General features: G+C 62.9%; 8 protein-coding genes. 4 read left to right on the forward strand and 4 right to left on the reverse strand.

The window, feature by feature from the left end:
* Positions 1 to 50 precede the first annotated feature (50 nt).
* Positions 51 to 2,453 carry a BNR-4 repeat-containing protein gene (locus tag PLJ71_00810; protein HQM47191.1) on the forward strand — a complete coding sequence of 801 codons (2,403 nt, stop codon included), beginning with the start codon at positions 51 to 53 and terminating at the stop codon, positions 2,451 to 2,453.
* Between the two features lie 82 nt (positions 2,454 to 2,535).
* On the opposite strand, the gene PLJ71_00815 is transcribed toward PLJ71_00810, so the two are convergent.
* The gene (locus PLJ71_00815) at positions 2,536 to 3,906 is read right to left on the reverse strand and encodes a Gfo/Idh/MocA family oxidoreductase (GenBank protein HQM47192.1); all 1,371 of its coding nucleotides are present in this window, start codon (positions 3,904 to 3,906) and stop codon (positions 2,536 to 2,538) included.
* Between the two features lie 168 nt (positions 3,907 to 4,074).
* On the opposite strand from PLJ71_00815, the gene PLJ71_00820 reads away from it, so the two are divergent.
* From PLJ71_00820 to PLJ71_00830, 3 genes are all read left to right on the forward strand, one after another.
* Positions 4,075 to 5,280 (forward strand): sialidase family protein, encoded by a 1,206-nt coding sequence (locus PLJ71_00820; protein HQM47193.1) that lies wholly within the window; start codon positions 4,075 to 4,077, stop codon positions 5,278 to 5,280.
* A gap of 141 nt (positions 5,281 to 5,421) precedes the next feature.
* Positions 5,422 to 5,904 (forward strand): MarR family transcriptional regulator, encoded by a 483-nt coding sequence (locus tag PLJ71_00825; protein ID HQM47194.1) that lies wholly within the window; start codon positions 5,422 to 5,424, stop codon positions 5,902 to 5,904.
* A 97-nt stretch (positions 5,905 to 6,001) separates the two neighbouring features.
* Entirely contained in the window at positions 6,002 to 7,423 is a 1,422-nt protein-coding gene (locus PLJ71_00830) for a radical SAM protein (protein ID HQM47195.1), read from the forward strand.
* Here PLJ71_00830 and PLJ71_00835 read toward each other — a convergent pair.
* From PLJ71_00835 to PLJ71_00845, 3 genes are all read right to left on the reverse strand, one after another.
* Positions 7,315 to 9,069: a DUF4129 domain-containing protein gene (locus tag PLJ71_00835; GenBank protein ID HQM47196.1), complete on the reverse strand. Its 1,755-nt coding sequence runs from the start codon at positions 9,067 to 9,069 to the stop codon at positions 7,315 to 7,317. The two genes, PLJ71_00830 and PLJ71_00835, sit on opposite strands and share 109 nt — an antisense overlap.
* Positions 9,044 to 10,327: a DUF58 domain-containing protein gene (locus tag PLJ71_00840; GenBank protein ID HQM47197.1), complete on the reverse strand. Its 1,284-nt coding sequence runs from the start codon at positions 10,325 to 10,327 to the stop codon at positions 9,044 to 9,046. The genes PLJ71_00835 and PLJ71_00840 overlap by 26 nt, the downstream gene beginning before the upstream one ends.
* Before the next feature lie 126 nt (positions 10,328 to 10,453).
* Positions 10,454 to 13,864 carry a M56 family metallopeptidase gene (locus PLJ71_00845; GenBank protein HQM47198.1) on the reverse strand — a complete coding sequence of 1,137 codons (3,411 nt, stop codon included), beginning with the start codon at positions 13,862 to 13,864 and terminating at the stop codon, positions 10,454 to 10,456.
* Between the last annotated feature and the right edge of the window lie 2 nt (positions 13,865 to 13,866).

Here is a 13,866-nt window from a genome sequence, read left to right on the forward strand (position 1 = left end):
GAACGCGCCATGACGCGAAGACCAAAACACCGGGGAAAGGATTGCATCCTGTGCGAGGCATCACCATCACATTGACTGCGGCGCTCTTGTTGCTTCAGGCTTTCGAGGCCATTGCGGGCGAGGAGCCGCCGGCGGCGCCGGTCTCAGGGGCAGAGCAACCCATGCCGTTGCGCCTTGGAGGTGTGGGCGGACTGTATCTGATGGCCTCTCCCGGCGAGCTCGTGGTGGAGATCGCGAAACAGGACAAGAACAGCCGCGATATCGAGACCCACCTGCGCGCCGTCTTATTCGGCCCCGGCCGCGAGGTGATTCAAGAAGCGTATATCCCCGATGACGGGCAAGCCGCGGGAAGCGGCCCGGGTCCCGTCCAGCGGATACGTTTGGAGACCGCCGTAGAAGCCGCGGGCGTGTACGGGGTCAACATCACCGTGACCGGTGACCCCTACGGAGACCACGCGTTCTGGGCGTTCACGACAAATTGCCCGCACTATCTGGTTGAGACCTCGCGCGGCCATCGCGACGCGCCTCACGAAGAGCCCATAGTCATCAACAACCCCGAGCGCGAAGGAGATGTTTGTTTTCTGCCGCGCGAGACCGCGTTTGCCATCGAGCTGAGCGCGCTGCCGGCGGATACCGCGCCGTTGACGTTGTACGACAGCAAGGAGGCTCTGCTGGCGGCGATCGCGGTATCCGGTGACGGCGCCGCAAGGCATGATGTCGCGGCGGCGGCGCGCGAGAATGTGCCCTGGCGTCTCCACTTCCCGAAATACAAGGCGGTGGTCCACATTGACGGGGTCACGCGGTGGGACTCGAGCGGCGCCAATCTCTCGCTGTGGACGCCCGAGGCTTCGTCGTGGTTCCCGTTTCATCAGAACCGCTGGCTGCTGACGCCCTATCACCGGATTGTGTATGCCAGACCCGGGCAATCGCAATTCCTCACGTTTCGCGTACACAACAATGCGGCCGAACAGCGCACCATCGCCCTGACACTCGAGCACGAGGCTCTCGCGGCAGGCGCGTTCGGCTTTTCAGACACGTCGGACACGAATGTGACGTTGGGACCAGGAAAAACGCGTGACATAAGACTCTTGTGCCATATGCCTGAGGAGGAGTCGGTGCGTACGTGCCGTCTTCGCGCGACCCCTCAGGACGGTTCCGGTTTCACGACTTACTCGAGTGTGACGCTGCGGCCGGGTGTCGCGCCCGCCACTGAACCGCTCACGATTCCCATCAAGCTCGAACCGTACCGTCACGAGAATGCCCAGTTCGGATACCTGCCCGAGTATCCCACGGAAAACGAGGTGTATTTCGACACCGGGAACCGGCCGTATGTCGTCACGGGCGGCACGCTATGGAGCGGCCGCGACGGGGAATGGAAGGCGTTGCCGTTGAAGGCCGCGGACGGAACCGCGATCGCGGCACGCATTTCGAAAGTGGCGTTTGACACGGCTGGGGGAGCGTACTTCATCGGCGAGACTCAAGGTCAGCCGGTCTATGTGCGGTTGCCGGCCGGGAACAGCGCGTTCGAGGCGTACCCGATTCCTGGCAATGGGTCATTCGATATCGAGCAGTTCTCGGGCCACAACACTCCGGCGGGGCCTCCTCCGTTCATTCGGACGGTTCGGACCGCGAAAGATCCGACCCTCATGTGGCGCAGCCTGAACGACATCGAGCTGTTTGTGCCGCGAGCCGAGAACGGCGCGCTCGCCGTAGGCGGCCCCGTGCCGGTTTCGAGGAAATGCATCGGTTTCTCCGCACATTCGGGCATACCCTCAACCATCGTGTCGCGCGGCTCCAAGGTGCACGTCGTCTGGGGCGAAGCGACCGACCCGGGGGAAGAAACGCCCGGCGTGCCCACGTACGCGGCCACCTATGACCGGGAGACAGGGGTCCTGCAAGAACCCGTGCTCATCGGCTACGGCCCCCCCGCTAACGACGTGCACAATTCCCCCTGCATCACCATGGACAGCCAAGGGTTCCTGCATGTGCTCGTAGGGACGCACGGGGCGACCTTCAAGTACGCGCGCTCGCTCAAGGCCAACGACGCGAGCGGGGGATGGACCGAGGCCGAGGATGTCGGCGCCGGGCTGCGACAGACTTATGTAGGTCTCGTCTGCGACGAAGAGGATACGTTGCACCTCGTGTTTCGCCTGTGGCGGACGGACCGGGACTACTTCCCGGCGGACAGCTACGCGACGCTCGCCCATATGAGCAAACGTGCCGGCGAAGCATGGTCTGAGCCGCGGGTGCTTGTCGCGCCGCCGTTCTCCGAATACAGCGTTTTCTACCACCGGCTCACTATCGACCGGCAGGGCGCGCTGTTCTTGTCCTACGATTACTGGTCCACGTTCTGGTTTTACCGCACGGACTATCGGGGCGACCGCCGCGCGCTTCTCACCTCTTCCGACGGCGTGACGTGGAAACTGGCGGGGAATGAAGACCTGATCCGCTGAAGGGCACGGCGCGCCTGGGCCCGCCAAGCCCCGGCTCGGCAAACAGGCAAACGTGCGCGCGGCACGGTCCTTCTTTGCAGTATCAGGCCTTCCAGCGCTCGGTGATCATGGGCTTTCGGAGATTCCATGGGTCGCGCAGGGAGCGATGCAGACGGCGCGATGCCTGGCGGTCGTCGATGATGTGTTCGTGTTTGGGGTCCCACCGGATCGGACGGTTGAGCCGGATGGCCTGGTCGCTGAGATGGCTGATGGCATCGGACCGGATGGCCGACTCGATCGGGTTGATGGTCTCTTCACGGGATTTGACGCAGTCGATAAAGTCGCGTTCCTGGCCCAAGGATACCTTGAGATGCACGTCGTCAGGCTTCAATTGAATGTCGGCCAGCTTCGGATCACTGGTGAACACGGCGGACCGGTCGACACTTACCCAGCCTTCGGTTCCGAAGAACGTGGTGCCGTGATCGACCCATTTGCGGTAGGCGCTCACCACCGGTTGCGCGACGCGGCTCCCCATGAACCGCATCGGCAGGCCGTCCTCGTATTCGCAATGGATATCCCACGATTCAATGGTGTCGCACAGGCCGCCCACGGGGATGCTCCCAGTGCCTTCGTAATAGACCGGGCTGGTGTGGTCCCTGCCCAGGCCCCACTGGGCGATATCGAGCGGATGGGCGCCCCAGCCCGCGATGAATCCCAACGCGTAGTCGTAGATGTGGTATGCGCCGAACGGCGTGCACCGATCTACGGTGTAGGGTTTCTCCGGCGCGGGTCCGAGCCACATGTTGTAGTCGAAACCTTCCGGCGGGTCCACGGGTTCCGTCGAGCCGTAGGGTTTCACCTTAAACGCTTCATACTGCGTCCCCATATCCGGGCACCAGGTCTCGATACGCTCGATTCGGCCGATATATCCGTTGCGGGCCAGTTCGCAGGCGACGCGAAACTTGGCGTCGGACCGCTGCTGCGTGCCGTACTGGAACACGCGCTTGTTGGCGTTGAGTTCCCTGCGCAGGCGTTTCGCCCACGCCATGCTCACGCCGAGCGGTTTCTCGACATACATGTCCTTCCCGGCTTTCGCGGCGGCTATCGCCAGGGGGACGTGCCAGTGGTCGGGCGTTGCGATCACCACCGCGTCGATATCGTCGCGCGCCAGGACCTCACGGAAATCGGCATAGGCCTTCACTACGCCGCTGCCGTACTTGGCGTTGAGTTTTTCGCGCATTTCCTCGCGGCGGTTCGTGAAGCAGTCGCACAAAGCCAGGATCTGCACGTCGTCGTGCTGGACGAACATGCCGATGAGCGCGTTGGCGCGGCTGCCCACGCCCAGATGCGCCACGTTGACGCGGTTGCTCGGGGCGTTCGCGCCAAAGACGGTAGACGGAATAATCCAGGGAGCGGTGCCGAGCGCGGCGGACATTTTCAGAAAACTGCGGCGGGTGGTGGTTCGCTGTTTCATGGCGGGTTCTCCTGCGGGCCCGGTTTCCTCCCAATCTGCCATATCCGGGCCACGCGGCATCATATCACGGGGATGAGACTTGCGGCACACGCCGGGATCGTGCATGCTCGATGCACAGCAACGGAAGTTTGTTTCTCGAGCACATCTGACGAGGAGGGAGAGCACACCATGCAGCGATATACGCCCGCCGGATACATGCTGTTCCTTGCAGCGGCCCTGACGGCAGCACTGTTCGGACAAACCCCGAGCCACGCGGCAGGGAAAGAGGGAGACGCGGCCCTGCAACAACCTTCCGAGGCCTTCGTCGACGTGTTCTCACTGGGCGACGGGGGATATCCCTATATCCGCATCCCCTCGGTGGTCACGACAAAGCATGGGGTCATCCTGGCGTTCGCCGAGGGCCGCCAGGGCGGCGATCATTCCGAGAACGACATCATTTTGAAGCGGAGCACGGACGGCGGGAAATCCTGGGGGGCTGTGCAGGTGATCTCGGAGATGGGCGGCGATTCCCTTAACGATCCGTGCGCCGCCGCTCTCGAAAGCGGCCGGGTGTTGCTCCTGTTCCAGCGTTACCCGAAAGGGTATCACACCGGCAAACTGGAAAACGCCGTGATGGCGGACCCCGGGTACGGCGGGCCCACGAATACGCAGTCATTCCTGACCTACAGCGACGATGACGGGGTCACATGGACGCCGCCGGAAGACGTCTCGCGCGCCTTGAAGCCGGAAAACGTCGTCAGCGTGGGCAGCCCGGGGATTGGCATCGAGCTGCAGTTCGGACCGCATAAGGGCCGTATCGTGTGGCCCCTCTATGAAGTCATGCCGGAAGGCGGCGGGGACCGCTTCTGGCACAATCGCGCCGGTTTCAGTGACGACGGCGGCCGCACCTGGAAGCTCGGCGCGCGCATTGCTCTGGACAACGTGGAGGGCTCCGCCAACGAAGCTCAAGTCGTCGAGCTTCAGGACGGACGCCTTCTCATGAATGCCCGAGGCAGCACCGGCAAGCCCTGCCGCAAAGCCGCCGTCAGCAACGACGCCGGCGAAACGTGGGAACCCATGCGCGAGGACTGTGCGCTGGTCGCGCCTCCGTGCATGGGCAGCATCATCGGCTGCGCGAGTCCCGAAGGCGGAAACCGGCTCGTGCTGGTTTCGCTCCCCAACACCACCAACTCGCGGAGCAACGGCGCCATCTTCGTCAGCAGCGACGGGGGAGAGACCTGGGCCGCCAAGAAAGTTATCTATCCGGGCGGGTTCGGCTACAGTTGCCTCACGATACTTCCTGACGGACGGGTCGGATGCCTTTACGAGCGTGACGACATCAGCCACATCAGCTTTGGCGTATACGACGTAAAATGGCTTCTCAGCGGGGGGTAATCTGCAGTTCCCGATAGGCAGAATCGCCGTAAATCCTTTGTAGGCAGATACTTGTGTCTCGGCGCAACACACGAAAAGATCCTCTTGACAAAATCGATTCGCTCATGTACAGTTAGAGTATGAACAGTTGGAGGGCGAACGATGGCGCTTCAGCACGAACTCGGGCATAAACACCCCTTCGCCTCGAAAGAGCATGAGGCATTGCTCAGCGTCTATTTCACCGCCAACCGCATCAAGCGGCGCGCCACGGACTTCTTCCGTGCTCATGAATTGACCGATGTGCAATTCAACGTGCTCAGCCTGTTGAAACACGAATCCGGTGAACAGGGCGGTCTTACGCAGGTCGAGCTGAGCTGCATGCTGCTTGTGAACCGGGCGAATATCACCTCGATCGTGGACCGCATGGAGAAGGCCGGCCTCATTCGCCGCACTCCAACGGCCCAGGACCGCCGGTACAACCTGGTCAGCCTCACCTCGCGCGGACGGGAACTGCTCGAAGCCACCGAGAAAGACTACCTCGCTGCGGTCCACGCAGTGATGTCGGTTCTGAAGGAAGAGGAATTGGACAGTCTGATTGCGATGCTGAACCGGGTACGCGCCCGGTTAGTCAAGACGAAGGTTTAGAGAGGAAAAGCCCATCTCCCCGCGGGAGACGGGCATGGTTCCGGCCGATCAGTTCATACATAAACTGCTTGGAGCCGAACAAACGGAGGGCCCGGTCATGAAGATGTTGCTGATTGCACCAGCGTCCGGATATTGGCGCCGTATCGGGCGGCGGCGGTTCTTCAACGGCAAAACGTTCCGGTTTTCCATGCTGCCGCTGCTGACGGTAGCCGAATTGTCTCCCAAAGACGCGGAGATTACCCTCATCGATGAACAGTTCCAGGACATTCCTGACGGCATGTTCGACCTGGTCGGGATCACCGCCATGACGGCGTTGGCGCCCCGCGCCTATGAGCTGTGCGCTCATTTCCGGGAACGCGGCATCCCGGTGGTGATGGGCGGTTACCACGCGACATTGAACCCCGGCGAGGCCCTCCAACACGCCGACGCGGTCGTCACGGGACCCGCCTATGGGGCATGGCAACGGGTATGCGAGGACGTTCAGGCGGGCAGACTCCAACGCCGCTACCAGGGCGATATCCGCGGCGGAATCCCGAAGACTCTGCCGCGGCATCTGCTCGACAAGCGCCAGTACGTGACCGCTCATGCCACGTTCGCGACGATGGGATGCCGCAACGCCTGCCGGTTCTGTTCGATAGCGAAGTTTCACGAGAGCCGTTTCTTCACGCGTCCTGTCGAGGATGTGGTGGAAGAGGTGGCGGCGTTCGAGAGCCGCATGTTCATGTTCGTCGACGACAATCTCACGATGGACCGCGAATATGCGCTTGCGCTTTTCGAACGCCTGGCCCCGCTGGGCAAACGATGGGCCACCCAGGCCTCTCTTACCATTGGGGAAGATGAAGAGCTGCTCGCGGCCATGCAGCGCGCCGGCTGCACCGGGGTCTTTGTAGGCCTCGAAACGTTCAATCCCGAAGCCCTGGCGTCGCAACAGAAAGCTTTCAACACCCCCGAGAAGTACCGGCAGGCCGTCGCGGCGTTCCACCGCCACGGCATGTACGTCGAGGCGGGGGTCATGGTCGGCTTCGACCATGATACGCCTGACGTGTTTCGCGACACGCTCGAAGCTCTGGAACGCGCCCGTATTGATGCCATCCAGCTGGCTATCGTGACCCCTCTCCCCGGCACCCCGCTCTTCGAATCGATGAAGGACCGGCTCGCGGACCGCAATTGGGAACACTACGATTACCGTCATGCGGTGTTCGCGCCCGCGCAATTGAGCCGTAACGAATTGCAGGACGGGGCGGACTGGCTGATCCGGGCGTTCTATTCGCCGTGGCGGATAGTCCGGCGCATTCCCCGGTGGATGAGCGTTCCCGGAGGCTGGCGCCTGTGGGTATATCCTCTTGTGCTGAATCTCGCCTACCTGGGCCGCGTGTTTCGCTTCGAGATTGGCGGCTCGAACCCCGCCCGTCAGTGGACGAGTTGGCGGCGGGTCTGCTCGAACGTTATCCAGAATCTCCGCAGCACGTGGAACGTTCTCGGGTCCGGTTCCAGGTCCGAGTATTGGGATCGCACGTAGAGCTGGGTGAGGTTCAAGGCTTCGTCGCGCAGCCCCTCCAGTTCCTTTGGGAACGACTGGATAAACTCGTAGGGCGTCTGGTGCTCGCGGCGGGGCACGCCAATATCGCAGGCGAGGGCGCACAGGGCGTCGTAACTGGTGGCGACTGCCTGAGCAATACCGGCGCGGCCGCGCGGCTCGCCTTGAGCCATTGGATTGGAGTACCGGATTGATTTCGATACCGACCGGCTGATTCGTATGCGCCGCTTGAACTTCGGCAGGCTTGGCCATCGCGCCAGCCGGAGAAGCATGCGGTCCAGCCCGTCGAAGATCTTGACCAGCCAACGGGGAAGATGCCGCCGGCGCCGCGCCAGCGCGAAGGCCAGCGCCCCGAGACCCCGCAGAATGCCGTACAACACGAACAGGCCCAGTACCGCAAGCACAACACAGCCCACGTCGCGGCTGATCTCGGCCAGCCGGGCTTCTTCCTCCGGTGTGACCTGGACGAGCGACAGCCGGAACGTCGAGCCTTTGTTCCATGGGTCGTATTGGTGTTCCCCGACATGCAGGAGGGGCGGCCACGAGGGTTTGGGAAGCGCCGCGGCCCCGAACAGCACGAACAACATCAGTATCGTCCCCAAACCCACCCAGAACGGCCCGATGCCCCCTGGGATCGTCACCCGGCGGTTGCGGAAATAGGCGCGTATCCCCCCGAGGCTTGTCAGCATGAGCAGCGACAATGCGGAGAGCAGGTAGACGATCAGGAGCGCCCATCCGCTGAAGATGAGCCTCCCTCCGCCGTGGCCCAGGATCCGGGGGCCTATCGCGAACACGAACACCACGGGCGCCGTGAAATAGAAAACCGAGATACCCGGATGGCGCTTCTGCAACCGTTTCGCCGGCGCTTCAAGCTTTTTCGAGACCGTCTCGCGTTTCGGGGGCGCCTCCGCCGGATCGTAAGCTTCGAGTTCGAACCATTTGTTCGAGGTGGCGGACTTCCTGGGCGCTTTTGGCGCGGCCCGTGTGGCTTTCAACATGCGGCGGGCGGTCCCGGTCAGAATGCCGATGTCGCCGGCGGTGAGGTTTTCGTCGACGCAGCACTCGTGCATCAGGCGGTTGGTGGCCCACCAGAGCAGAATCACAAGCGTCATATTGAAACCCGTCGCGACAAACGGCTGATTCATGAACTTCCCCGCGACCGAGCCCACCTCGTACGCCCCCGTGGTAATAAACGTGTAGAAACCCGTTACGGCGGCGAGGAGGACGAAGTAGACCAGCGATTCTTCCGTACCGTCGCGGGCAATGACCCGGTTCAGAGCCACCACGCCGAGCACCAGAAACAGCGCGAACGCCCGGATGTTCTTGTCGCTGACTTCGGTGTACACGTAACGGATATCCAGCAGAAACATGACGAACGACAGCACCATCAGGAAGATCATGAGCGGTATCAGCGCATCGATGAGCCAATCCGTGGCCGTGTGCTTCTGCCAGCGCTTCACCCGGCTTTCCGGGAGGGCGCTCTTAAGCGACGCGAAGTCCGTCGCCACGGGCTTCTTCGGCTTCTGCTGCTGGGCGACAGGGGCCTCCATGAGCGACGCGAAATCGGTCGCCTCATATTTTTCGGGCGTCCCGGTTGTCCCATCAGATTCTGGCCGGTGAGATTTCATGCAAATCGCGCTCCGTCTCAATATGCAACACGTCGATGCCGTCGCCCGCCAGCATGACCGAGGCCTCCTCGTACCCGTGGTAGTTGTCGATCAGGAATACGGTGACTGAGAATCCGGAGAGCTTCATCTGGGCAAGCACCCGCGCGAACTCCGGCGTTACCCGCGGCACAACGGGGATGAGGGTGGCGTCCCGCGGCTGCTTGCGGAACTCGGCCATCAACAAGGCCCCCACGTCGAGCCCGTCGGTGGGCAGTACCCGGGCAAGATTCTCGATGATATGCAGCGCCTGCACCGGGCTTCGCCGCGTGGGCACCTCGAGCGGACGCAACGTGTCGGACTTCTCCTCGCCGGCTACTCCTGATTCGGCTTCCTGCCGCGACAGGGTTTCAGTGCCCGCGACCTCGTAGCGAGCCGCCTCGGCGGCGTCGCGCGCGTTGGTTATCATCCCCAGTTGCTCGCCCGAAAGCTGCAACAGGTAGGCGAGGGAGGCAACCGTAGTGATGGCGAGCTCCATCCGCTGCTCTGCTTTGTCGCCGGCGTAGGCGTCCTGGTGCAGGTCGAGCACAAGGGTTGCGCCCAGAACGTTCGAAGGTTCGGTCTGCTTCGTGAAGAGGTCGCCCATCCGTGCCGAAGCCTTCCAATGAATGAGGTTCAGGGGATCTCCCCGCTGGTATTCACGCACTCCCGCGATGCGGGACGGGTCCTCGTAGATTCGGTTCGAGATGCGCACGGGTCCCTGTGGACGGCGCGCGGCAATCGTGAAGGTCTCGATATAGGCTACCGTGGGAAGCACCGAGATGTAATCCTGACGCTTGCCCGTGATAAACCGCCGTTGGAGCCCGAACAAATCTCCCGATTCCATCAGGAGCGGCCCGATGCGATGGTAGCCGCGGCGGGGGCACGTCAAGGTGTATCGAAACCGCAGCGTGCGGCCGGGCATCAGCACCGCCAGCCTGGAGTTGTCGCCTGCGCGCGGGAAATCGGGCGGATGAAGGTCCTCGACATAGAGCCACGGAATAGGCCATCCGCGCCGGTTCTCGACGGTCACTTCGACGGTGATATCCTCGCCCTGGTTCAGGGTTGTACGGTCGAGCGTGCGACGGCAGTCCAGCCCGCTGAGCCATGCCCACGAGCTGAAATGCGCTATGCCTACAAGCAACAGGAAGCCGTAGGCGGCATACGACAGGTACGGACTCTGTATTACGAACGCCAGAGCCAGGACAACGCCGCCGATGATGAACCAGAAGGCATTTCGCATTTCCCGTCTATCATGCCACGTCAGCCCGCGTGAGGAGAAACTGTTTCGGAGACCTGCTGTCGCAAGAGTCGCGTGGCCGGGAAACCACGCCACAGCAGAGGAGCGTGAAGAAGATTCTCCGGCCGCCTACTTGATCAGGCCCGGTAGTTCATCCGGTACCGACCACGTGAGCAACACGACTTCGTAAGGTTCGCGGTGACGGTAGATGCGCACGAGCACGCCGTTGTCGAGCACCCAGAAGTCCGTGACATGCCCTTCGCCTTTCTTAAACCACGTGCGGGCGGTGGAAAGCTGGGTCAGCACGACGTGGTTGGCCTCGAATGACTTGCCCGTAGACAGCTCGATGCGCTCTTTACCCTTATGCTCGAAACGAATCCGATAACTTTCCACGTCTTCGCCGGTGTAATCGGTATCGTAGACGTCCAGCTCCTTCGATTGTCCTTCAGACAGGTTCAGCCCCGCGAGGAGTATCGGCGCGACGCAATACGGGTCCGGCCGCGTGTTGGGGTCGAAAGAAGCGCCAGCGGGCACATCGGCGACCATGTCGCCGCCAAGCTGTCCTTCCTGCACTTTTGTGCGTTGCATGGCGCCTTGGCCGAACACGTACTCGGCGTGGTAACCGGGGCGTTCGCCGCTTGGATAGTGAATGACGTACTTTTGCAGCCGCTTTTCGGCGTCTGAGACCGCCAAGTAGGTCGACGGATAGAACGTCAACTCGCTCCAGACGGCCAATCCGCCGTCCGGCGTCTTTTTGTATGCCACCTCGGCCGTGCCTGCTTCTTGTCCGCGGCTGAAATGTTTGTAGAGCGCCTTAAACGCGACCTCGCCCGGGACATCTTCGAGAGACGGTGCGGGCGGCAACGCCGGCGCGGCTGCAAACCCCTCGGCGGGTGTTATCCAGGCCGGGTCGCCCGGGTCGGGGCTGGCGGTCTTGCCGAGGTAGACGTCGTGGCCGTTGCCGCTGGCGTCGTGGAGCTCCTGGCCCGAGCCCTCCTCGAAGTTCCAGTAGGCCACAAGCCCCGCGGTGCCGGGTTTGATGCCGCCTTCCATGTCCTGGCGGATTTCCTCGGGGCTTCGCACGATATTCCATAACTGAATCTCGCCGATGTCCCCGTGGAAGTATTGCCAGTTGCCTTTATCGACGGCCCCGAGCACGATCCACATCCGGGAGGTATCGTACACGGGCATTTGGGGCAGAGGCGATTCCCCCACCAGGCCGCCGTTCAGGTATACGCGGAGTTTTCCCGCGCCGGCGTCGCGCACGCCCGTCCAGAAATTCCAATCGTGCCCTACGGGCACGGTCGATGATGCGGAGAATGCCACTGGAGCGTCGGTGCGTATAGTCACCCGGTCGTTGTGGATGAACAGGCTCAGGGGGTCCTGCCCGAACGTTTCGTCGCCCCGCCAGAGGATCTGCTCGTCGAACCGGGCCGTATCGCCTTGCTTGCGTATCCATGCCGAGATGGTGGCGTCGCCGCGGATGTCCAGGCTCTCGCTGGGACCTACCATGATGAAGTCGCCCGCGCCGTCAAAACGGAGCGCCGCCCTGCCATGGTAGGGGCGCGCCTCGCCTCCCGCGGTCAGTGATTCGCCTGCCGCGAGAGCCTCGTATCCCGGCAAGGTCTCCGGCGCCGACCACTCGAGCAGCTCGAGTTCGTAGGGTTCACGATGGCGGAGGATGCGGACAATCACGCCGTTATCGAGCACCCAGAAGTCGGTGACATGGGTCGCGCGCTTCTTGAACCACGTGTCCCCGCTTGTGACCTGTTCGAGCACGATGTGCGTGGCTTCAAACTTGCCCGCGGGAACGATCACTTGCTCTTTCCCCACATTCGTGAAGCTGATGGTATAGGCCGCCATGGCATCGCCGGAGTTGTCCCAGTCATATACGGGCATCTCCTTCCGCTCTCCGCCCGCGAGGTTGAGACCGCGGAGAACGATATTCGCGGCAGCATAGGGGTCGGGGCGGCTATTGGGGTCGAACAACGCGCCTTTCGGCACGGGAAGGGCTCTATCGTCCCAGTCTTCGCGAATGCCCCGGCGCGTCACGAGCACCTGGCCGTCCTGGATGTTGAGGTCGAGCCGGTAACCGGGCTTGTCTCCCTGGGCTTCGCGGACGGAGGCGTACGCGATGATTTGGCGGGCTTCATTTCCTTTAGCGATTTCCGTCGAGTTCATGAAGGGCAGACGTGTGATGGCCGTCACTGCGCCCGTCTCGGTTTGCTTCAGCCACAGCTCTCCGGGCTCCGGGAGCTCGCCTCCCCGGCTGCGGTGGCGGTATTTCCCGTGGAATATCACTTTGCCGGGAATCTCGGGGAAAGCGCCGGCGGAAGCCGTCTCCTCCGCGCCCGACAGCGCCGCCGTGCCTGTAGCGGACGGCGTAACGGCTCCGGCAGGTCCCGCGGACGCGGTGCGCAAGCCCGGGAGCGCTGCGATTGCCAGCATGGCCAGAACCGCTATCCCGGCAAGCGACAGCCGGTGAGGTTTGCGCAGCGTGGTATCCATGAGCCGGGTCAACCGGCGGCCCAGGGGATGCATGCGGTCGGCAAACCCCAATATGGCGGGCGACCAACCCGGCCGGGCAACCGTCGACGCCGCGTTAATCAGGCTGCGGCAATACGTGTGTTCGTCGGCAAGGCGCAGCGAAAGCACGAGGTCATCGCAGCAGTCCTCACGGGTCCGCCGCAACGATTTCACGAGCATCCAGACCACGGGATTAAACCACCAGAGGGTTAACAGGACGTTTTCCAGCACCAGTACCCACGGGTCCCTGCGCCGAAGGTGGGCCAGCTCGTGCGCCAGCACGACTTCCAATCCCGCAGGGTCCAACTTCTCCGCCATGGATTCCGGGAGAACGGCCGCGGGACGGAACAGCCCGACCGCCATGGGCGCGGCGTCGCCGGGAGCAAGGAACACCTCAACATCGCCGCGCAACCCGAGGGCTTCACTGGCGCGCGCCGCCGCATCGCGCACCGGCCCCTCCCACGCCGGACGGCAGGACGCGAGCGTCTTTCGCAACATCGCAAGCGACCACAACATCCACCCGCCCATCATGATCGCGCCCGCAATATGCAGCGCCATCAACCAGCCCCGCAAGGTCAGGCGCGCGGACCGAACGGGCGGCGCCTGCCTTCCGGATTCGCCTACATGCGTGTCCGCGGCCCCTTGAACAGCCGTGCCTATCCCCGCGCGTTGCGGAACCGCTAGTTCGGGAGACTGAGCCCGGGCAACGTTCGCGGGACCGGACTCCGATCCCGCCGGAACGGCTTCCGTGTCCTCGAGCGCGGGCGCCTGGATCCGGGCCGGCTCCGGCATCCAGAAGAATACTCCAACCGGCAGCGCCAGCATGGGCGGAATCGCGAATTTCGCCAACGCCACCAGCAACAACCCATATCGGAGCGGCGCCGACCGCCGCCGCAAGGCCCGGACCGCCGCGAGCATAATCACCCCGACGAGCGCAGCCTGCCATGCCGCATGGAACGCATAGGGCCACCACAAAGCGGCCGCGCCGTTCAGAACGTCAATCACCCCGCTCATCG

Source organism: Candidatus Hydrogenedentota bacterium (assembly GCA_035416745.1).
Taxonomy (GTDB): domain Bacteria; phylum Hydrogenedentota; class Hydrogenedentia; order Hydrogenedentales; family SLHB01; genus UBA2224.